This window comes from Telluria sp. AZSoR62 (genome assembly GCF_058111565.1).
In genome coordinates this window covers 1-20,860 of the sequence record NZ_JBYTST010000012.1, presented here as the reverse complement: position 1 = coordinate 20,860, position 20,860 = coordinate 1, and the positions used below count along the sequence as shown (strand labels likewise).

Annotated in this window: 19 protein-coding genes, 2 rRNA genes and 1 pseudogene; 9 read left to right on the top strand and 13 right to left on the bottom strand. The window is 65.7% G+C overall.

The genetic code is table 11. From position 1 onward, the window contains the following. Nucleotides 1-64: 64 nt before the first annotated feature. Genes metW through gshB form a run of 6 tightly spaced genes read right to left on the bottom strand, consistent with a single transcriptional unit; the run spans nt 65 to nt 5,380 of the window. On the bottom strand, nt 65-682 hold the full coding sequence (metW, locus tag AC3XQU_RS18005) for a methionine biosynthesis protein MetW (protein WP_489875531.1): 618 nt from the start codon (nt 680-682) through the stop codon (nt 65-67). Beyond that, nucleotides 679-1,833, bottom strand: coding sequence for a homoserine O-succinyltransferase MetX (gene metX / locus AC3XQU_RS18000; RefSeq protein WP_489875530.1), 1,155 nt, complete (start codon nt 1,831-1,833; stop codon nt 679-681). The genes metW and metX overlap by 4 nt, the downstream gene beginning before the upstream one ends. Nucleotides 1,834-1,883: 50 nt before the next feature. Then, a complete protein-coding gene (ptsP, locus tag AC3XQU_RS17995; protein ID WP_489875657.1) occupies nt 1,884-3,647 on the bottom strand; it encodes a phosphoenolpyruvate--protein phosphotransferase in 1,764 nt (587 codons plus the stop codon). 41 nt (nt 3,648-3,688) lie between these two features. Then, a complete protein-coding gene (locus AC3XQU_RS17990; RefSeq protein ID WP_489875529.1) occupies nt 3,689-3,958 on the bottom strand; it encodes an HPr family phosphocarrier protein in 270 nt (89 codons plus the stop codon). 53 nt (nt 3,959-4,011) lie between these two features. Then, nucleotides 4,012-4,419: a PTS sugar transporter subunit IIA gene (locus AC3XQU_RS17985; RefSeq protein ID WP_489875528.1), complete on the bottom strand. Its 408-nt coding sequence runs from the start codon at nt 4,417-4,419 to the stop codon at nt 4,012-4,014. 1 nt (nt 4,420) lies between these two features. Next, nucleotides 4,421-5,380: a glutathione synthase gene (gshB, locus tag AC3XQU_RS17980; protein WP_489875527.1), complete on the bottom strand. Its 960-nt coding sequence runs from the start codon at nt 5,378-5,380 to the stop codon at nt 4,421-4,423. 148 nt (nt 5,381-5,528) lie between these two features. Between gshB and AC3XQU_RS17975 the strand changes: the two genes are divergently transcribed. Further along, nucleotides 5,529-6,176, top strand: a complete 648-nt coding sequence (locus AC3XQU_RS17975) for a DUF4272 domain-containing protein (protein WP_489875526.1) — start codon at nt 5,529-5,531, stop codon at nt 6,174-6,176. 4 nt (nt 6,177-6,180) lie between these two features. Here AC3XQU_RS17975 and gshA read toward each other — a convergent pair whose 3' ends face one another. The 4 genes from gshA to AC3XQU_RS17955 form a co-directional block, all read right to left on the bottom strand. Further along, a complete protein-coding gene (gene gshA / locus AC3XQU_RS17970; protein ID WP_489875525.1) occupies nt 6,181-7,482 on the bottom strand; it encodes a glutamate--cysteine ligase in 1,302 nt (433 codons plus the stop codon). A gap of 136 nt (nt 7,483-7,618) precedes the next feature. After that, on the bottom strand, nt 7,619-9,019 hold the full coding sequence (amt, locus tag AC3XQU_RS17965) for an ammonium transporter (RefSeq protein ID WP_489875524.1): 1,401 nt from the start codon (nt 9,017-9,019) through the stop codon (nt 7,619-7,621). A gap of 10 nt (nt 9,020-9,029) precedes the next feature. Next, nucleotides 9,030-9,368: a P-II family nitrogen regulator gene (gene glnK / locus AC3XQU_RS17960; RefSeq protein WP_005667790.1), complete on the bottom strand. Its 339-nt coding sequence runs from the start codon at nt 9,366-9,368 to the stop codon at nt 9,030-9,032. A 17-nt stretch (nt 9,369-9,385) separates the two neighbouring features. Next, nucleotides 9,386-10,120, bottom strand: a complete 735-nt coding sequence (locus AC3XQU_RS17955; protein ID WP_489875523.1) for a TorF family putative porin — start codon at nt 10,118-10,120, stop codon at nt 9,386-9,388. Nucleotides 10,121-10,392: 272 nt separating this feature from the next. On the opposite strand from AC3XQU_RS17955, the pseudogene AC3XQU_RS17950 reads away from it, so the two are divergent. The 3 genes and pseudogenes from AC3XQU_RS17950 to AC3XQU_RS17940 all read left to right on the top strand — a co-directional run. After that, nucleotides 10,393-10,614, top strand: a pseudogene (locus tag AC3XQU_RS17950) (accessory factor UbiK family protein); the annotation flags it as partial. 144 nt (nt 10,615-10,758) lie between these two features. Beyond that, nucleotides 10,759-13,221: an adenosylcobalamin-dependent ribonucleoside-diphosphate reductase gene (locus tag AC3XQU_RS17945; RefSeq protein WP_489875522.1), complete on the top strand. Its 2,463-nt coding sequence runs from the start codon at nt 10,759-10,761 to the stop codon at nt 13,219-13,221. A 36-nt stretch (nt 13,222-13,257) separates the two neighbouring features. After that, on the top strand, nt 13,258-13,632 hold the full coding sequence (locus tag AC3XQU_RS17940) for a SirB2 family protein (RefSeq protein WP_489875521.1): 375 nt from the start codon (nt 13,258-13,260) through the stop codon (nt 13,630-13,632). Here AC3XQU_RS17940 and AC3XQU_RS17935 read toward each other — a convergent pair. Continuing rightward, nucleotides 13,610-14,824 (bottom strand): acyltransferase family protein, encoded by a 1,215-nt coding sequence (locus AC3XQU_RS17935; protein ID WP_489875520.1) that lies wholly within the window; start codon nt 14,822-14,824, stop codon nt 13,610-13,612. The genes AC3XQU_RS17940 and AC3XQU_RS17935 overlap by 23 nt on opposite strands. Nucleotides 14,825-14,967: 143 nt before the next feature. On the opposite strand from AC3XQU_RS17935, the gene AC3XQU_RS17930 reads away from it, so the two are divergent. The 5 genes from AC3XQU_RS17930 (at nt 14,968) to AC3XQU_RS17910 (ending at nt 19,773) form a co-directional block, all read left to right on the top strand. Further along, nucleotides 14,968-16,485 carry a YifB family Mg chelatase-like AAA ATPase gene (locus AC3XQU_RS17930; RefSeq protein WP_489875519.1) on the top strand — a complete coding sequence of 506 codons (1,518 nt, stop codon included), beginning with the start codon at nt 14,968-14,970 and terminating at the stop codon, nt 16,483-16,485. 55 nt (nt 16,486-16,540) lie between these two features. Beyond that, a complete protein-coding gene (locus tag AC3XQU_RS17925; RefSeq protein WP_489875518.1) occupies nt 16,541-17,059 on the top strand; it encodes a hypothetical protein in 519 nt (172 codons plus the stop codon). A 12-nt stretch (nt 17,060-17,071) separates the two neighbouring features. After that, complete coding sequence (locus tag AC3XQU_RS17920; RefSeq protein ID WP_489875517.1) at nt 17,072-17,809, top strand: ABC transporter ATP-binding protein; 738 nt, start codon at nt 17,072-17,074, stop codon at nt 17,807-17,809. Then, on the top strand, nt 17,806-19,359 hold the full coding sequence (locus tag AC3XQU_RS17915; protein WP_489875516.1) for a putative ABC transporter permease subunit: 1,554 nt from the start codon (nt 17,806-17,808) through the stop codon (nt 19,357-19,359). The genes AC3XQU_RS17920 and AC3XQU_RS17915 overlap by 4 nt, the downstream gene beginning before the upstream one ends. A 72-nt stretch (nt 19,360-19,431) precedes the next feature. After that, nucleotides 19,432-19,773: a DUF1840 domain-containing protein gene (locus AC3XQU_RS17910; RefSeq protein WP_489875515.1), complete on the top strand. Its 342-nt coding sequence runs from the start codon at nt 19,432-19,434 to the stop codon at nt 19,771-19,773. A 212-nt stretch (nt 19,774-19,985) separates the two neighbouring features. On the opposite strand, the gene rrf is transcribed toward AC3XQU_RS17910, so the two are convergent. Both rrf and AC3XQU_RS17900 read right to left on the bottom strand, forming a co-directional pair. Next, nucleotides 19,986-20,098 (bottom strand): 5S ribosomal RNA (gene rrf / locus AC3XQU_RS17905). Nucleotides 20,099-20,227: 129 nt separating this feature from the next. Then, nucleotides 20,228-20,860 (bottom strand): 23S ribosomal RNA (locus AC3XQU_RS17900); the annotation flags it as partial.

Sequence of the window (20,860 nt, the reverse complement as noted above, 5' to 3'; positions counted from 1 at the left end):
CATCGCGGATGCACGATTGCCCGACTAGCCGCCACCGCACATAAGCGCACAACTGCCCGGCTGCCTAGCCGGTCGCCCGCACCTTCTTGCGCAGACGAAACACCGCCAGGCTGCCGCGCAGATTCGGCAGGAAGTCGACCGGCTTGCCGTCGGCCAGCGCCACGCATTCCAGCACTTCGAGACCGCATTCTTCCGCCAGTTCCTGGAAATCGTAGATCGTTGCGCAGCGCACGTTGGGCGTGTCATACCACTGGTAAGGCAGGGTGCGCGACACCGGCATGCGCCCGCGCAGCAGCGCCAGCCGGTGCGGCCAATGCGCAAAATTCGGGAACGAGACGATCGCTTCCTGGCCCACGCGCACGATGTCGCGCAGCAGGGCCTCGACGTGCTGCATCATCTGCAGCGAGGACAGACAAAGCACCGTGTCGAAGGCGTTGTCGCCGAACAAAGCCAGGCCCTGCTCCATGTCGTGCTGGATCACGTTGACGCCGCGCCGGGTGCTGGCCAGCACCTTGTCGTCGGCGATCTCGATGCCGTAGCCGGTGCAGCGCTTGCCCAGCTCCAGGTAGCGCAGCATGGCGCCGTCGCCGCAGCCCACGTCCAGCACGTGGGCGCCGTCGTTCACCCAGTGGGCGATGAAAGCCAGGTCGGGGCGCAGGGCGATCAGGTCGTTGAAGTTCATGCCGCCACCCTCCCCTCGAGCTCGAGCGCAATCCGGTCGTAATAGGCGCGCACCACGCCGAGGTAGCGCGGGTCTTCCAGCAGGAAGGCATCGTGCCCGTGCGGCGCGTCGATCTCCGCGTAGGTGACCTTGCGCCGGTTCGAGATCAAGGCCTGCACGATCTCGCGGCTGCGCTCGGGCGAGAAGCGCCAGTCGGTGCTGAACGAGGCCACCAGGAATTGCGCCTTCGTTCCCGCCAATGCGCGGGTCAGGTTGCCGTCGTAGGTGCGCGCCGGGTCGAAATAGTCGAGCGCCTTGGTGATCAACAAATAGGTGTTGGCGTCGAAGTATTCCGAGAACTTGTCGCCCTGGTAGCGCAGGTAGGATTCGATCTCGAAGTCGATGCCGAAGTCGAAGTTGTAGTCATCGTTTTCCGCGGCGTTGCGCAGCTTGCGGCCGAACTTGTCGGCCATGTCGTCGTTCGACAAATACGTGATGTGGCCGACCATGCGCGCCACCTTCAGGCCGTTCTTCGGCACCACGCCGTGCTCGTAGAAGTCGCCGCCATGGTAGTCGGGATCGGTCAGGATGGCCTGGCGCGCGACGTCGTTGAAGGCGATGTTCTGGGCCGACAGTTTGGGCGTGGAGGCGATCACGATGCAGTGGCGCAAGCGCTCCGGGAACAGGATGCTCCAGGAGAGTGCCTGCATGCCGCCCAGCGAGCCGCCCATCACCGCCGCGAACTGCTCGATGCCGAGGCGGTCGGCCAGGCGCGCCTGGGCGCTGACCCAGTCTTCCACCGTCAGCAGCGGGAAGGCCGCGCCATACGGCTTGCCGGTGGCCGGATTGGTATGCATCGGGCCGGTCGAACCGAAGCAGGAACCGAGGTTGTTGACGCCGATGACGAAGAAGCGGTTGGTGTCGAGCGGCTTGCCCGGGCCGACCATGTTGTCCCACCATCCCACGCTTTTCGGCTGGTCGGCATAGGTGCCGGCCACGTGGTGCGAGGCGTTGAGCGCGTGGCAGACCAGCACCGCATTGGACTTGTCGGCATTGAGCGTGCCATAGGTTTCGTACATCAGCGTGTAGTCGCCGATATGGGCGCCGCTTTGCAGGCGCAGGGGCTCGGCGAACTGCATCGCCTGTGGTGTGACTGTTCCGATCGATCCCATGGGGCTTTACGTGGTGTTCTTGTTTTATATGTTGCGGCGCATGCGCCAGGTCAGAGCGACTGCAGCTGCTCCACCGCGTTCGCGATCTCGTCCGGCTCGATCGAGCGCAGGATGCGGCGCGTGCGCGAGGTGATCGCGGCCAGGTCGCTGTTCAGGATTTCCTGCTTCACCGACAGCAGCTGCGCCGGGTGCATCGAGAACTCGCGCAAGCCCATGCCCAGCAGCAGGCGGGTCAGCTTGGTGTCGCCGGCCATCTCGCCGCACACCGCCACATCCAGCCCGGCCTTCTGGCCGGTGGCGATGGTCTGGGCAATGAGCATGAGCACCGCCGGGTGCAGCGGATTGTACAGGTGCGCGACTTCGTAATCGACGCGGTCGATCGCCAGCAGGTACTGGATCAGGTCATTGGTCCCGATCGACAGGAAATCCATGCGCTTGACGAACATCGGCAGCGCCAGCGCGGCCGCGGGAATCTCGATCATCGCGCCCACTTCGACCGCCGGATCGTACTTGACGCCCTCCTCGCGCAGCTGCTGCTTGGCCTGCTCGATCATGCTGAGGGTCTGGTCGATCTCGAAGGCGTGCGCCAGCATCGGAATCAGGATCCGCACCTTGCCGTAGCAGGAGGCGCGCAGGATGGCGCGCAGCTGGGTCAGGAACAGCTGGGGCTCGGCCAGGCAGTAGCGGATCGCGCGCAGGCCCAGCGCCGGATTGAGCGCGGTGTGCTCGGTCGGGTCGAGCGGCTTGTCGGCGCCCACGTCCAGCGTGCGGATGGTGACCGGGCGGCCCTTCATCGCCACCACCGCCTTGCGGTACTGCTCGAACTGCTCGTCTTCGCTCGGGATGCGCAGCGCATTGCCCAGCACATTGGCGCGCCCCATGAACAAAAATTCGGAGCGGAACAGGCCCACGCCGTTGGCGCCGGCCTCCAGGGCGCCGGCGCAGTCTTCCGGCAGCTCGATGTTGGCCATCAGCTTGACCGGCGTGCCGTCCTTCGTCACGGCCGGCGTCTTCTTGAGTTTCAGCAGGCGCTTGCGGGCACGGCTCAGCGCCGCCTGGCGCGCGCGGTACTGCTCCAGCACCAGCTGGCTCGGGTTGCAGATCACGACCCCGGCGTCGCCATCGACGATGACCCAGTCGTCCTGCTCGATCAGGCGCGACGCCTGGCTCATGCCCACTGCCGCCGGGATGTCGAGCGAGCGCGCGACGATGGCGGTGTGCGAGTTCTGGCCGCCGACGTCGGTGACGAAACCGATGAAGGAACGGTCGCGGAAGGCCAGCATGTCGGCCGGCGAGATGTCGTGGGCCACCACGACCATCTGGGGCGGTGCGTGGTCCTCGCCGGAGAACACCGGGGGCACGCTCAGCGCGGTGCCCATCAGGACCTTGAGCACGCGCTCGGCCACTTGCTGGATGTCGTGCTTGCGCTCGCGCAGGTACTCGTCCTCGATCTCGTCGAACTGGCTCGAGAGCTCGTCGATCTGGGTCACCAGCGCCCATTCGGCGTTGTAGTGGCGGGTGCGGATGATGTCGAGCGGCGCCTCCGAGATCATTGGGTCGGACAGGATCAATGCGTGCACGTCGATGAAGGCGCCCAGCTCGGTCGGGGCGTCCTTGGGCAGCTCGGTCCACAGGGCCTGCAGGCCGCGGTGCACCTCCGCGATGGCATGCTGCAGGCGGCTCACTTCCGCCTCGACCTGCTCGACCGGGACCAGGTAGTGCTTGACGTCGAGCGCCGCCGGCGTGAGCAGGTGCGCGCGGCCGATGGCAATGCCGCGCGAAACCGGAATGCCATGGAGCGTGAACGATGCCATCGAGGGTCCCGTGTGGCGCGGAGCTGCCGCTTCGCGCGGCATTACTCGCCTTCGCCGAACTTGTCGTTGATGAGGCCCGTGAGCGCGGCGATGCAGGCTTCCTCGTCCGCGCCGTCCGCCTCGAGCAGCACTTTCGCGCCCTTGCCGGCAGCGAGCATCATGACGCCCATGATCGACTTGGCATTGATGCGGCGGCCGTTACGGGTGAGCCAGACGTCGCTCTGGAATTTCGCGGCCAGTTGGGTGAGCTTGGCGGAAGCGCGGGCATGCAGGCCCAGCTTGTTGATGATTTCTAGTTCTTGTTGAATCATGTTCTCGTTATCGTCTTGTCGCCAAAAACTGTCGTGATGGGAAGCGCAGCCCGTCAGCTCGATCCAACGCGGATCCGGTTGTCCACCCGTACCGCGCCGTTCTGGGCGCCGGCCAGGGCCATTTCCACCACGACGTCGAGCGTATCGCGGCGGTAGGTGATTGCACGCAGCAGCATCGGCAGGCTGATGCCGGCAATGACTTCCACATGGCCGGCATTGGCCAGCGAATTGCAGCAATTGGACGGCGTGCCGCCCTTGATGTCGGTGATGACCAGCACGCCGTCGCCTTCGTCCAGGCGCGCGATTGCGTCCTTGGCCAGGGCGTTGACTTCGTTGATGTCCTGGTCGGCGGCCACGTCGATCGCCTCGAAGCGCTCGGTGGGGCCGCGGAAGACGTGCGCGACCGCGGTGATGAATGCCTGGCCCAGTGGTGCGTGGGTCATCAGGAGGATGCCTACCATGTCAGTGTCTGTCGGTGTGTGCTGGGAGCTGCTGTTCGACCGCGTCGATGAACATCGCGGCCACGTCGAATCCGGTCTGGTCGGTGATTTCCTGGAAGCAGGTCGGGCTGGTGACGTTCACTTCGGTTAGGAAATCCCCGATGATATCCAATCCTACCAGCAATAAGCCGCGGGCGGCCAGTACCGGCCCCAGCGCTTCGGCGATCTCGCGGTCGCGCTCGGTGATGGGCTGGGCCACGCCCAGGCCGCCGGCCGCCAGGTTGCCGCGCACTTCATTGCCTTGAGGAATGCGCGCGAGCGCGAACGGCACCGGCTTGCCGCCGATGACCAGCACCCGCTTGTCGCCCGCCTTGATCGCCGGGATATATTTTTGCGCCATGATGGTATGCAGGCCATTGACGGTCAGCGATTCGATGACCGACCCCAGGTTCATGCCGTCTTCCTTGATGCGGAAGATGCCTGCCCCTCCCATGCCGTCGAGCGGCTTGAAGATCACGTCGCCATGCTTGGCGTGAAAGTCGCGCAGGCGGTCCATGTTCGAGGTAACGAGGGTCGGCGAGGTGTACTGGCTGAACTGGGCGATGGCCAGCTTCTCGTTGTGGTCGCGGATCGCGCCGGGGCGGTTGAACACGCGCGCGCCCTGGCGCTCGGCCAGTTCCAGCAAATAGGTGCCATAGACATATTCCATGTCGAAAGGCGGATCCTTGCGCTCGATGACGGCATCGAAAGCCGACAGCTCGAGGATTTCCGGCCCATCCGCGCGGTACCAGGCATCCGGCTCGCCGGTGAGCGTCAGGCGCCTGACCTGGGCCGTGACCACGCCCTCTTCCAGCACCATGTCGCGCTGCTCGAAGGCATAGACGGTATGGCCGCGCTTCGCGGCTTCGCGCATCATCGCGAAGGTCGAGTCCTTGTAGATCTTGAAGGTGGAAAGGGGATCGGCGAGGAAGGCGATTTTCATGGACGGTCCAATGCGGGGAATGCCCTGATTTTAGCCGGAAACGCAGTTTCTCGCGGGCGGCCCATCCATTCTGCACAAGCGCCTGGGCGTACGCCGGTCCCGGCGCGGTTGATGTTAATGTCCTGCAAAGACTTTCCGGAGGCAGCACATGACAGCAGAAGCACGCAGGGCAGCAAACGAAGCGCTATTGCGCGACTACGGGATTCCCGTCAATCCGCATTTGCCGATGATCGAGGATGGCGGGGACGTTACCCTGCGCAGCGAGGACGAGGTGTGGCGCCGGCTGGTGGCGCTGTGGGGCGTGGTGGGCGCGGCCATGGTGCGCCAGAACACCTTTTTCCAGCAGTATTTCGCCGGCGAGGAGCGCCGCGCCATGCTGTCGAACGACGAGGCCGCCTTCCTGTTCAATGATGCGCCGGCCGAAGAAGACATCATCCGTTTCTCGTGGCGCCTGGAAGCAATGATGTGCCTGGCCTGGTGCGCGGGCCTGGCCGACAAGCCGCTCCTGCCCAGCGCGCCGTCCAGCGCGGAAGGCATCCTGCCCCTCTACCCGCACGACCTGGCGGACGCCGCCATGTTGCGCGATGCGATCCGCTTGCGCAGCAAGGCGGACATCCTGGACCAGGCCGATCTGCTCTACCGCCTGCACTGGGCGGTGCGCGACGCGCAATTGAATGGCCATGAACAGCCGCCCGGCATCAACCCGGGCGTGGTGCTGGAATGGCACCACGCGCTGAACTGGATGATCCGGGCAGATCAGGAAGACGACTGGGATGCCGTCTCCACCGATACGTAAAGGTTTAGTAAACCTCGGGGTTGGGATCGGTTCGCTCCATCTCGAGCGAGGCCGCCAGCAGCCCCAGGCGCGCCACCACGCCGTAGACGTAGAAGCGGTTCGGCGCGGCCGTGCCCGGCTTGGCCTTGAGGTCGGGCACGGCGTGTTGCTGGGCAAAGGCCAGCGGCACATATTGCGAACCCGGCGCGTTCAGGTTCTGGTCGATGCCGCGCTCGGCGTGGATGCGGTAGAAGCCGCCCACCACATAGCGGTCGATCATGTAGACCACCGGCTCGGCCACCGCGTCGTTGATGCTCTCGAACGTCGGCACGCCTTCCTGCACGATCATGTCGTTGACCGCCACGCCGTCTTTAATGACGGTCATCTTGTTGCGCTGGGCACGGCTCAGGTCGCGCACTTCGCTGGCGTCCTTCACCGTCATCACGCCCATGCCGTAGGTGCCGGCGTCGGGTTTCACGATCACGAAGGGCTTTTGCTCCTTCATGCCGTATTCCTTGTACTTCTTCTTGATCTTCGAGAGCAGGGCCGAGACCGCATCGGCCAGCTGCTCGGTGCCGACGTCTTCCTGCAGGTCGACTTCGCCGACCTTGCTGTGCAGTGGATTGACCAGCCAGGGATCGATGTCGATCAGCTTGCCGAACTTCTTCGCCACTTCGTCGAAGGCCTTGAGGTGGTTGCTCTTGCGGCGCAGCGCCCAGCCCGCGTGGACTGGCGGCAGCAGCGACTGCTCGTGGATGTTTTCCAGGATGGACGGGATGCCGGCGGACAGGTCGTTGTTCAGCAGGATCGTGCACGGGTCGAAGTCGGCCAGGCCGACGCGGCGGCCATTGCTCGATCGCACCAGCGGCTCGACTACCAGCATGTTCCCGTCCGGCAGCGCCAGCGGCGTCGGCTGGGTAACGTCCGGCGACAGCGAACCCAGGCGCACGTGCAGGCCGGTCTGGCGGAAGATCTGCATCAGGCGCGCCACGTTCTGCAGGTACATCGGGTTGCGCGTGTGGATTTCCGGGATCATCAGGAGGTTGCGCGCATCCGGGCAATACTTGTCGATCGCGGCCATCGCGGCCTGCACCGCCAGCGGCAGCATTTCGGTGGACAGGTTGTTGAAGCCGCCCGGGAACAGATTGGTGTCGACCGGCGCCAGCTTGTAGCCGGCATTGCGCAGGTCGACCGAGCAATAGAACGGCGGCGTATGCTCCTGCCACTCGAGCCGGAACCAGCGCTCGATGGCGGGCGTGGCTTCGAGGATCTTCTTTTCCAGGTCGAGCAGGGGCCCGGTAAGGGCGGTGGCGAGGTGCGGAACCATGTGGGACGTCCTAGTAGTGGCTTTTTCGAATTATATCGGTACAGCTATATATGGACGAAGAAGCCAGTTTAAAGGCGCACGCTTGCCTGAACGTAAAAAAGGCGCCCGCAGGCGCCTTTCAGGAAACAAGCCAGGGTCAAGCGTGGTAGGCCGACTCCCCATGGCTGGTGATGTCCAGCCCTTCGCGTTCCTGGTCTGCCGGCACCCGCAGGCCGATCACGATGTCCACCAGTTTGAAGGCAATAAAGGCGACCACACCCGACCACACGATGGTGATGCCGACCGCCTGCGCCTGCACCCACACCTGGTTCGCGATCGAATAATCGCTGGAGGCCTTGTTGGCGATGTAGTCCCAGATGCCCTGCCCGCCCAGCGCCGGCGAAGCGAACACGCCGGTCAGCAGCGCGCCGAGGATGCCGCCCACGCCGTGCACGCCGAACACGTCGAGCGAGTCGTCCGCGCCCAGCAGGCGCTTCAGGCCGGTCACGCCCCACAGACAGACGATGCCCGCCAGCAGGCCCATGACCAGGGCGCCCATCGGCCCGACGAAGCCGCAGCCCGGGGTGATCGCCACCAGGCCCGACACCGCGCCCGAGACGGCGCCCAGCAGCGACGGCTTGCCCTTGAAGATCCATTCGCCGAGCATCCACGACACGGCTGCCGCGGCAGTCGCCAGCAGGGTGTTGATGAAGGCCAGCGCGGCGACGTCGCCCGCTTCCAGCGCCGAGCCGGCGTTGAAGCCGAACCAGCCGACCCACAGCAGCGAGCCGCCGATCATCGTCATGGTCAGCGAGTGCGGGGCCATCGATTCGCGGCCCAGGCCCACGCGCTTGCCGATCACATAGGCGCCGACCAGGCCGGCCACCGCCGCATTGATGTGGACCACGGTGCCGCCCGCGAAGTCGAGCGCGCCCTTCTGCCACAGGAAGCCGGCATTGCCGGTGACCGTGGCGAGCGAGGCTGCATCGGTAATCGCATCCGGGCCGGCCCAGAACCAGACCATGTGCGCCACCGGCAGGTAGCCGAAGGTAAACCACAAGACCATGAACAGCAGTACCGCCGAGAAGCGCACGCGCTCGGCAAAGGCGCCGACGATCAGGGCGCAGGTGATGGCGGCGAAGGTCCCCTGGAAGGCGACGAAGATAAACTCGGGAATCATCGTCTCCTTGCTGAAGGTGGCAGCCTGGGCGAAGGTGCCGGCCACCGGATCGTAGATGCCGTTCAGGAAGATGCGGTCGAAACCGCCGATGAAGGCGCTGCCCTGGGTGAAGGCCAGCGAATAGCCGTACAGGCACCACAGCACGATGATCACCGAGAAGACCATGAAGACCTGCATCAGGATCGACAGCATGTTCTTGGCGCGCACCAGGCCCCCGTAGAACAGCGCCAGGCCGGGAATGGCCATCATGATGACCAGCAGCGTGGCGGTGAACATCCAGGCGGTGTCGCCCTTGTTGATGGATGGTGCGGCCAGGGCCGGCAGCGCCAGGCTCATGGCCATGAGGCCGGCCAGGACTTTTGTGATGGTGTGCTTCATTGGGCTCCCCTTACAGTGCGTCGTTGCCGGTCTCGCCGGTACGGATACGAATGACCTGGTTCAGGTCGGCCACGAAAATCTTGCCGTCGCCGATCTTGCCGGTGCGGGCTGCGCCCTGGATGGCGTCGATGACCTGGTCGACCACGGCATCGTCCACGGCGGCTTCGATCTTGATTTTTGGCAGGAAATCGACCACGTACTCGGCGCCGCGGTACAGCTCGGTGTGGCCCTTCTGGCGCCCGAAGCCCTTCACTTCGGTCACCGTCATGCCCTGCACGTTGATCTCCGACAGCGCTTCCCGGACTTCGTCCAGCTTGAAGGGTTTGATGATGGCGGTAATCATTTTCATGGTGTGCCTCTATGCATTCAGAAAGTTTTTGACACGGTCAGGATGGCGCCCGACTTGCCGAGGTTCTTGCCCTGCGGGTTCAGGTAGGCGCTCGTATTGGCCTTGATCCAGGCCAGCGAGACGGTGGCTACGCCCAGGTCCTTGGTGACGCCGACCTTGTAGTCGGTGTACGAGTACTGGCTGTTATGGCGCACTTCCTGGCGTCCGGCATGCAGGTTCAGCAGGAAGCCGCTGCCAACGTCGATATCCGCGCCGACGTCGAGGTAGCCGCTGCCCTTGCTGTCGGCGGTGCCGAACAAATTGGTGGTCGAGTGCGAGTACTTGACATAGGCCGGGCCGAAGCCGAGGCGCGCGTACAGCTCGAAGGTGTTCGCGCTCGGGCTCAGGCCGTTCGACGGATACAGGTAGTACAGGCCGCCGACATCGTAGGTGACGGATTCGCCGAGGTTGCCGCGCTTGCCGCCGTAGATATCCCACTCGATGCTGCCGTCGCCGCCGAGATCCTTGGTCCATTTGATGGTGGACAGCCAGGTGCCCACGTACCAGCCGGTCGGGCCGTGCACGTAGTCGGCGCCGCCTTGCAGCGCCGGGTCGAGACTGGTTTGCGACAGGCCGCGGTAACGGTAGTCGCTGGTAAGGGCGGCGTTATAGCTGACTTGATGCTCAGGGGCTGCTTCTTGCGCGCTGGCGGTGACGTTCGACAAGGCCAGGACGGCCAGGGCCACTGCTGCCGCGGTTGTGTTGCACTTCATGACATTCCCCTCATGTTCAACGGTCTTGGCCGTTGCGGTTTACAATCCTGTTTGCTACACGCCTGACAACTCTTTAGCAGGATGCGTGCCAGCCCAAACCGGATGCGGATGTGGCCAAACAGGCTTGATTTCTCAGCCATGCGCCCCATGTGCCATTCGTTCAACCCAGGAACACCGCGCGGCAGCGATTTGCCGCAAGGCCACGCACCATGGCGGGCAGCGGACGCACCGTCGTGGTGCACCGATTCCGCCTCATTTAGGAATGCACGGATATGAATACTTTCTTCAACGACTTGCAGGGCAAGATCAACCAGGCGCTGGAAAGCACGCCGGCCAAGGACATCGAGCGCAACGTCAAGGCGATGGTGACCCAGGGCTTCTCCAAGCTCGACCTGGTCACCCGCGAAGAATTCGACATCCAGGCCCAGGTGCTGGCCAAGACCCGCGCCAAGCTCGAAGCGCTCGAGCTGCGCGTGGTCGAGCTGGAGACGCGCCTGGCTGCCCAGGCCGGCTCGCCGGCTTCCGCCAGCGCGGCGTCGAACGGCGCCCTGCCCGGCGCCACCGACCCGTCGGCGCCGCACGTCATCCTCGACAAGCCCTGATGTTCGGGGCGCATTCATGCGGAGGCACAGCGCACCATGAATGCCAAGGACACACCGCCTAACCTGCCGCCGCAGGAGGTATCGCTGGACGTCCTGCGCGAGAAATACGCCAAGGGCCAGGAAACCAGCATCCAGGACGTGCGCCGGCGCGTGGCGCGCGCCCTTGCCGCGCTCGAACCTGAAGACCAGCGCGCCGCGTTCGAGGCGCGCTTCCTGTGGGCCCAGGAACAGGGCTTCGTGCCCGCGGGGCGCATCAACTCCGCCGCGGGCCTCGGTCTGCAGGCCACCCTCATCAACTGTTTCGTCCAGCCGGTCGGCGACTCGATCTCGGGTACCGACAGCGATGGTCTGCCGGGCATCTACACCGCCCTGGCGGAAGCAGCCGAGACCATGCGCCGCGGCGGCGGCGTCGGCTACGACTTCAGCGCCATCCGCCCGATGGGCAGCAAGGTCCACGGCACCCGTTCGCGCGCCTCGGGGCCGGTCTCGTACATGGAAGTGTTCGACGCCTCCTGCCGCACGGTCGAATCGGCCGGCGCCCGGCGCGGCGCGCAGATGGGCGTGCTGCGCATCGACCATCCCGACATCGAGCGCTTCATCGCCGCCAAGGACGAGGGCGGCCTCACCAACTTCAATATCTCGGTCGGCGTCACCGATGCCTTCATGCGCGCGGTCGAAGCCGATGCGCCCTTCGAGCTGGTGCACCGCGCCGAACCCGGCGACGAAGACCTGGCCGGCGCGCGCCGCCTGATTGATGGCCGCTGGGCCTACCGGCAGGTATCCGCGCGCGCCCTGTGGGACCGCATCGTCGCCTCGACCTACGACCATGCCGAGCCGGGCGTGCTGTTCGTCGACCGCATCAACCTGGAAAACAACCTCTGGTATGCCGAAGAGCTGCGTGCCACCAATCCCTGCGGCGAGCAGCCCCTGCCCGCTTATGGCTGCTGCGACCTCGGCTCGCTCAATCTCACCGCATTCGTTACCGATCCGTTCGGCGACAAGGCCGCCTTCGACTTCGAGCGCATGCGCGAGGTGGCCGCGGTGGCGGTGCGCATGCTCGACCTGGTGCTCGACGCGACCGTCTGGCCGCTGCCGCAACAGGCGGCGGAGTCCAGCGCCAAGCGCCGCGTGGGCCTGGGTTTCCTGGGCCTGGGCAGTGCGCTCGTCATGCTGGGGCTGCGCTACGATTCGGATGAGGGACGTGCATTCGCCGCCACCGTCATGGAGGCGCTGCGCGATGCGGCCTACGCCGCGTCGATCGAACTGGCGCGCGAGAAGGGAGCGTTCCCGCTGTTCGATGCGGAGCAATACCTGCGCGGGCAGTTCGTCGGGCGCCTGCCGGCCGAATTGCGCGAGGCGATCCGCACCCATGGCATCCGCAACTCGCATCTGCTGTCGATCGCACCGACCGGCACCATCTCGCTCGCCTTTGCCGACAACGCCTCGAACGGCATCGAGCCGCCCTATTCCTGGACCTACCAGCGCAAGAAGCGCATGGCCGACGGCTCGATGCGCGGCTACGAGGTCGAAGACCACGCCTGGCGCCTGTATCGCCAGATGGGTCACGACACCGCGCAGCTGCCCGCGCAATTCGTCACCGCCCTCGAGATGCGCGCGCTGGAGCACCTGCGCATGGTGCAGGCGGTCCAGCCCTTCGTCGACACGGCGATCTCCAAGACCGTCAACGTGCCGGAAGATTATCCTTTCGAGGATTTCCGCGACCTGTACAGCCAGGCCTGGCATGCGGGGCTGAAGGGACTGGCGACCTACCGGCCCAACACGGTGCTGGGCAGCGTGCTGTCGGCCTCGCCCGAGCCGGAGCGCCCGGCTGTGCCCGACGACGACCCATTGCGCAAGCGCTTCGAGCGCCGGCCGCTGGGCGAGCTCGAATCGGTGACCTCGAAAATCGAATATTCGACCCAGGAAGGCCGCAAGACGGCCTACCTGACGGTGAGCTTCATCCGCGCCGACGGCACGTGCGAAGGCAAGCCGGTGACGGTCGAGCGGCCCTTCGAATTCTTCATGCCGTCGAACCAGCGTACCGGCGGCCAGCAATGGATCACGGCCTCGATGCGCCTGCTGTCGATGGTGGCGCGCGCCGGCGGGCCGATCGCGCGGGCGCTGGCCGACATGCGCGACGTGGTGTGGGAAAAAGGCCCGGTGCGCTGCGGCTACCTCACGCGCGAGGATGGCGTGCAGGTGCCGGTCTACCACGACTCGGAAGTGGCGGCGATCGCCTTCATGCTGCAGCGGGTGCTGATCCGGCGCGGCTTCCTGGATGCCTGGGGCAATCAGGTGCCCTTGCGCGAACTGGCGAACCGGTACGCCGCGCGCGAGGATGGCGTGGCGCTCGCGCCCGAACCGCAGGCGCCGACGGTGTCGGGCGCCCTGCCGGCTACCGGTGGAGCCAAATGCCCCGAATGCGGCGCGCGGGCGCTGCGCAAGGTCGACGGCTGCACCCGCTGCGACGAATGCCACTATGTGGGAGAGTGCGGCTGAGGCATACTGCGCGGGTTGTCAACTTCTTAACCTGCCATGACCTATTTCGCCCTGAAGCACATCCATGTCACCTTTGCCCTCCTCTCCGGCCTGCTGTTCCTGCTGCGCGGGATCTGGATGCTCTCAAGCTCCGCGCAGCTGCAGCGGCGCTGGGTGAAGATCGTGCCGCATGTCGTCGATACCCTGCTGCTGGTCAGCGCCATCGGCCTGGCCGTGTGGAGCAGCCAGTATCCCGGCCAGCAGTCCTGGCTCACGGCCAAGGTGGTGGCGCTGGTGGGCTATATCGTGCTGGGCACCATCGCACTGAAACGCGGCCGCACGCAGACCGTGCGCACCGCCGCCTTTGCCGGCGCCCTGGCCTGCTTCGCCTATATCGTCGCGGTGGCGGTCACGAAGAGCCCGCTGCTGTAAGGGCGGCTCCCGGAGCTGTGCGCTGTTGCCCGAGCAGGCGGCCGCGCAGCTGCAAGCCGGGGCGTTCCACGAGCAGATACAGCAGCGTGGCGCACAGCAGCGCTGCAAGGCCATACGTCGCCAGCGCTGCCAGGTTGCCGCCGCCGGTGAGCATGCCGAGGTGCTCCCCGACCAGATGGTAGGCGCTCTTGTGCGTGAGGTAGAGGCTGAAGGCCAGGGTTGCGATTATGCGCACACCCGGCAGGTTCACGCGTCCCAGCATCGATTGCCTGCTGGCGCAGCCCACCAGGATGCTTCCCAGGCCGAGGGACAGCAGCGGAAAGCCGGCGATGGCCATGCCCGCGTTCAGGGGGCCGTCGAACAGCAGGATGCCGGTTGACGCCACGCCGGCGACGCCGGCCAGCAGGAAGGCCCACGGCCGCGCCGTCATCGCCGCCCACCAGGTGGGGCGAAACAGGCGTACTGCCGCCAGCACGGCGCCCACCAGCAAGCCGTCGAGCCGGGCCCAGGTCGGGTTGTAAATGTGCTCGATATAGCGCAGCACCCCGGTATCCCTGCCACTGGTCACGCCCAGCCAGGGCGCGACGTCCTGCTGCCACGCCCAGCTGCGCAGCAGGATGCCCCCGGCGAGAATCGCGAGCGCCATCGCCGCCGTCTTCCATAGCGCCGGACGCCATGCGAGGAAGGACACCACCAGCGGCAGCACCAGGTAGAAATGCTCCTCCACGCAGAGCGACCAGGCATGCGAGAAGGCGCGGGCATTGAAGTAGTCGGGGAAGAGGTTGGCGGTAAAACTCAGGAACTGCCAGGCCGGCTGCATGCCCGGGCTTTCGCGCCAGGCCGGAATCCACAGGTAGATGCCCAGCACGGCCAGGTAGGCGGGCAGTACGCGCAGGACGCGGCGCGCCATGAATTGTCCCCAGCGCGCTCCGCCGCGCGCCAGGCAGCTGGCCAGGGCCTGGCCACCGACCAGGTAACCGCTCAGGACGAAGAACAAGTCCACGCCCATCCAGCCGAATTCCGCCACTCCCGGCAGCTGCACGCCATAGCTGGTCAGGTGATAGGCCATCACCCAGAGGATGGCGATGGCGCGCAGCAGGTCGAGGCCAGGAATGTGCCCCTCGCGGGGCTGCGCGTAGCGGAATCCCGCGGCGACCGCGCTGGGGCTCCTGGGTACGGACGGACGCTGCAAGATACTCTCCGGCGAAAGCAGCGAGCCTAGCACAAACAATGCTTTCCAGAAAACCTGCGGCCCGCACGTTTGGTCGAGCGCAACCGTAAGGCCCTGGCCACCCTGCAGACTTTGCAGGTCCCCCATCCCTGTCCAGGCACATCATGAGTCTTGCAGTCCTTCGCAGCCGTGCGCTGGCCGGCATGGCCGCGCCGGTCGTCAATGTCGAAGTCCACCTCGCGAACGGCTTGCCCGCGTTCACCATCGTCGGCTTGCCCGATGCCGAAGTGCGCGAAGCGAAGGACCGCGTGCGTGCGGCCTTGCAGAATTCCGGCTTCACCATTCCGCCGCGCCGGATCACCGTCAACCTGGCCCCGGCCGACCTGCCGAAGGAGTCCGGCCGTTTCGACCTGCCGATCGCGCTGGGCATCCTGGCCGCCTCGCAGCAACTGCCGGCGGATCAACTGGCGCGCTACGAATTCGCGGGCGAGCTGTCGCTGTCGGGCGAGCTGCGGCCCGTGCGCGGCGCGCTGGCCATGACGCTGGCCATGCACCGCGATGCCGAGGGCGGCGCGCGCGCCTTCATCCTGCCGCTCGCCAATGCCGACGAAGCGGCGCTGGTGACGGACGCCGCCATCCTGCCGGCGCGCACCCTGCTCGAGGTCTGCGCCCACTTCGCCCATGGTGCGGGCAAACTGCGGCTGCCGCGCCACCAGGGCCAGGCGCCGGTAGCGGCCATCGGGTATCCGGACTTCGCCGAGGTCAAGGGACAGCAGTCGGCCAAGCGCGCCCTCGAGGTGGCCGCCGCCGGCACCCATTCGGTGCTGCTCATCGGCCCTCCCGGTGCGGGCAAGAGCATGCTCGCGTCGCGCTTTCCGGCGCTGCTGCCGCCGATGAGCGACGACGAGGCGCTCGAGTCGGCCGCGGTGCAGTCGCTGTGCGGCGGGTTCTCGCCCGAGCGCTGGCGCCGGCGCCCGTTCCGCAGCCCGCATCACACGAGCTCGGGCGTGGCCCTGGTCGGCGGCGGCAACCTGCCGCGCCCGGGCGAAGTCTCGCTGGCCCATCACGGCGTGCTCTTCCTCGACGAGCTGCCTGAGTTCGACCGCCGCGTGCTGGAAGTGCTGCGCGAGCCGCTCGAATCGGGCCAGATCACGATCTCGCGCGCGGCGCACCAGGCCGACTTCCCGGCACGCTTCCAGCTGATCGCCGCGATGAATCCCTGTCCCTGCGGCTGGCTCGGCCATCCGTCCGGCAAATGCCGCTGCACGCCCGACATCGCACAGCGCTACCAGGGCCGTATTTCCGGCCCCCTGCTCGACCGCATCGACATCCAGTTCACGGTGGCGGCCATGCCGGCCGAAAGCATCGGCGCGCAGGCCGACGGCGAGCGTAGCAGCGTGGTCGCGGCACGCGTTGCGCAGGCGCATGCCGCGCAACTGGCGCGCCAGGGCAAGCCCAACCAGCGCCTGGCGCCGGGCGAGATCGACCGCTGGTGCCGCCCCGATACGGCCGGCGACCGGCTGCTGCGCGCAGCGATGCAGCAGCTGCACTGGTCGGCGCGCGCTTACCACCGCGTACTCAAGGTGGCGCGCACGATCGCCGACCTGGCCGGCGCCGAAGCGGTAGCGGCCACGCATATCGCCGAGGCGATCCAGTACCGGCGCGCGCTGCGCGAAAGCTGAGGCTTGCGCTTGCCGGATACACGCAGCGGCTGCGCCTCCTGCTACCATCTGGCACATGCACATCAAACCATTTTCCTATGCGCCGCTGGCAGCCGGCCTGCTCGCCCTGCTGCTGGGCGGCTGCTCGCCCACCTATAACTGGCGCGACTACACCAGCAGCGACGGCAGCTTCCATGTCACGTTCCCGGACAAGCCCGCGACCCATACGCGCAGCATCGACCTGGGCGGAATCCGGGTCGACATGACCATGACGGCCGCCGAGGTCGACGGCACCACCTTCGCCGTCGGCACCGCCCTGGCGCCCGACGCGGCGCTGGCGCAGGCGACACTGCCGGCGATGCGCCAGGCGCTGTTGCGCAATATCGGCGCCGCACCCGACGACGCGGCGCCCAAGCCCGGCGCGGCGGGGCTCGAGGTGGACGCCACCGGCAAGGGCCAGGGCGGACCGATGCGCCTGGTGGGACGCTTCACGGCCAAGGGCGCACGCGTCTACCAGGTGATCGTGATCGGCAGGCCGGACGCCATGCCGCCCGAGCAAACCGAGCAGTTCCTCGGCTCCTTCGCAGCCCGTTGATACAAGGCCCGCATGAAAGACGACCTCTCTCCTGCGCTGCGCATCGCCGGGCTACACAAGGCTTTCGGCCGTCCCGCTGTCGATGGACTGGACCTGTCGGTGCGGCGCGGCGAGCTGTACGCCCTGCTCGGCCCCAACGGCGCCGGCAAGACCACCACGCTGCGCATGGTGGCCGGGCTGGTGGCGCCCGATAGCGGCGCTATCGAGGTCCTCGGCATCGACCTTGCGTCCCAGCCGCAGGAAGCCAAGCGGCGCCTGGCCTACCTGCCCGACGACCCGATGTTGTACGGGAAGCTCAAGCCGACCGAATACCTCGAATTCGTGGCCGGCCTGTGGGGCGTGGATGCCGCCACGGCCGAAGCGCGGGCGCGGGCGCTGCTCGACTGGCTGGACCTGAGCCAGCACGCGCACGAACTCACTGAAGGCTTCTCGCGGGGGATGAAGCAAAAGCTGGCGCTGGCCGGAGCCCTGGTTCACGAGCCGGAACTGCTGATCCTGGACGAGCCGCTCACCGGTCTCGATGCGGCCGCGGCGCGCCAGGTGAAAGACCTGCTGCTCTCGCACGTCGCGAAGGGCGGCACCGTGATCCTGACCACGCACATCCTCGAAGTGGCGGAGCGTCTCGCGCAGCGCATCGGCATCATCCGGGAGGGCCGCCTGATCGCCGAAGGCACGCTCGACGAGCTGCGCGCGCGCACCAGCGGCGGGAGTCTCGAAGAGGTCTTCCTGCAGCTGACCGCGCAGCCATGATGGGCGCGCCTGGCAGCATCGGCTGGCTGGCCTGGCACGAGGCCAGGCTGTTCTGGTACAACGCGGCCTCCGGCAAGGGGAAGACGACACAGCTCCGTCCGGGCGCAGGCGGGCTCGCCGCCGTCGCCCTGGCCTGGCTGGTGCTGCATGCCGCGGCCTTTTTCGTGGTCTCGCGCAGCGCCGGCATCGACATGGCCGACCCGCGCGTGCTGGTCGCGGTCACCGCCCTGCTGTTCGGCTGCATGACCTTCATGCTCTCGAGCGCATTGAGTTCCAGCGTGATGGTGCTGTTCGAACGCGGCGACCTCGACCTGCTGCTGTCCTCGCCCCTGTCCTCGCGCAGCATCTTCGCCGTGCGGCTGGGGACAGTCGCTATCGGCACCTCCGCGCTCTACCTGTTCCTGCTGGCGCCGTTCGGGCATGCTGGGGCCATGCTCGGCTACGCACGCTGGCTCGCGGTCTATCCCGTCATCCTCGGCTGCGCCACCATCGTCGCCTGCATCGCCATGCTGATGACGCTGGGGCTCGTCAGGCTGATCGGTGCGCGACGCACACGCGTGGTCGCCCAGGTGATCGGGGCGCTCGCCGGCGCGCTGCTGTTCATCCTGTCGCAGCTGTTCTCCTTTTTCTCCGACAAGATGGAAGCCCAGGCCGCCACTGCGTTTGCCCGCGCGTTCGCGGAAGACGGCCTGCTGGGCGCATCGAGCCCGCTTTGGCTACCGGGGCGGGCGCTGCTGGGCGAACCGCTGCCGGTGGTCGGGCTGGTGCTGCTGGCTGTGGCGGCAGCGCTGTTCACGGCAGGCCGCATCCACCGCTTCTTCGTGCACGGCCTGCAGCAGGCCGCGTCCTCCCGGCGCGCCGCGCCCCAGCCGGCAGGCGGCGTGCGCTACCGCTTCGGGCGCAGCCTGTTCGATACCGTCGTGCTCAAGGAGTGGCGGCTGATCGTGCGCGACCCGCACCTGATCTCGCAGGTAGCGCTGCAGCTGATCTACCTGCTGCCGCTGTGCTTTATCGTGTTCCGCCGCAGCGAGATCCAGCTTCCGGCGGTGGCTGCCGGCCTGACGCTGCTGTGCGCCTCGCTGACGGCATCGCTTACCTGGATTGTGGTTTCGGCCGAAGACGCGCCCGACCTGCTGCGCATGGCGCCGGCGGCGCCGCGCACCGTCCGGCTGGCCAAGCTCGCCGCTGCGGTCATGCCCTCGCTGGCGCTGGTCGCCGTTCCCCTGCTCTGGCTCGTGGTGCGCGCCCCGGTAGCGGGCTTGCTGGCATGCTTTACAGTCAGCGGCGCAGTGTGCGCGGCCGCGCTGGTCGTGAACTGGTGCGCGCGACCGGGCGTACGCAGCGACTACGCATTGCGCGGCAAGGGCGGGATGCTCAGGTCGATGCTCGAGGTGCTCAATGGCTTGTCCTGGGGCGGGTTTGCGTGGTGCTTAGTGTCAAGTGCAACGGGAAAGGCCTCTGATATGCAAGTATTCGGCGCGGCCGGTGCGTTTGCCGCAGCCCTGGCCACGCTGGTCCTGGCCTGGTTTTTACGCCGGCCCCAGCCGTAAGATTGTGTGCGGGGATGACCGCGTTACCGAGTCGTGTTATCGTTTAGTCATTAACTGACGATTGGAATAGCTATGTTGATTACATTCAAGTGCAAGTCCTATCCTGAGGTCTTGATGTACCAGGAGCATGCCAAGCGCATTCTCGACCTGCTGCATAAGGATATGGAACGCGGCGTCATCACGGCGGAAGAAGCACCGCGCGCAGTCGCTTTGCTCGAGGGCGAAATCGAAGAAAGCCGCAAGCACCAGGTATCGGAACAGGTGGAGCGCGACGTCCATGCGCACCATGGCGAAACCGAAGACAACGACCACGAGCCGATCGAGGTCGTGACCTTCTCCACCCGTGCCTACCCGCTGCTGGAAATGCTGCGTTCGGCGCGCGACCAGAAGACCGACGTGCTCTGGGGCGTCTGAGTCAGGTAGCCAGGCGGGCATGCCCGCCCTTGAGCCAACTGCAGGAATGCAGGGAAACAGCGGAGCTTTGGCTCCGCTTTTTTATTTGCCTGCGCCCAAGCGTGCAAATGCAAAAGCCCATCAGGAGAGGGTCCATCATGTGAATCCAAACGGGCGGGCTTCCAAACGCAAAAAACCCCACCAGATCACTGGTGGGGTTTTGCTTATAACTAGCCTGACGATAACCTACTTTCACACTGGTTGCAGCACTATCATCGGCGCAAAGTCGTTTCACGGTCCTGTTCGGGATGGGAAGGGGTGGGACCGACTTGCTATGGTCATCAGGCTTTGACTTGTACGAGCGCTTCACCGTGTAGTGAGGCACTCTGAATCCGGAAGAAGTAGTTTTTTTGGGGTAGCTGTATCAACAAACAGCAGCTGTATTCTTGACTTGTCTATAGCCTACCAAGGTTATAGGGACAAGCCGTACGGGCAATTAGTACTGGTTAGCTTAATGCATTACTGCACTTCCACACCCAGCCTATCAACGTCCTGGTCTCGAACGACCCTTCAAGGAGCTCAAGGCTCCGGGAAATCTCATCTCAAGGCAAGTTTCCCGCTTAGATGCTTTCAGCGGTTATCTCTTCCGAACTTAGCTACCCGGCAATGCCACTGGCGTGACAACCGGTACACCAGAGGTTCGTCCACTCCGGTCCTCTCGTACTAGGAGCAGCCCCCTTCAAATTTCCAACGCCCACGGCAGATAGGGACCAAACTGTCTCACGACGTTTTAAACCCAGCTCACGTACCACTTTAAATGGCGAACAGCCATACCCTTGGGACCGGCTACAGCCCCAGGATGTGATGAGCCGACATCGAGGTGCCAAACTCCCCCGTCGATATGAACTCTTGGGAGGAATCAGCCTGTTATCCCCAGAGTACCTTTTATCCGTTGAGCGATGGCCCTTCCATACAGAACCACCGGATCACTATGTCCTACTTTCGTACCTGCTCGACTTGTCGGTCTCGCAGTTAAGCACGCTTATGCCATTGCACTATTAGCACGATGTCCGACCGTACCTAGCGTACCTTCGAACTCCTCCGTTAC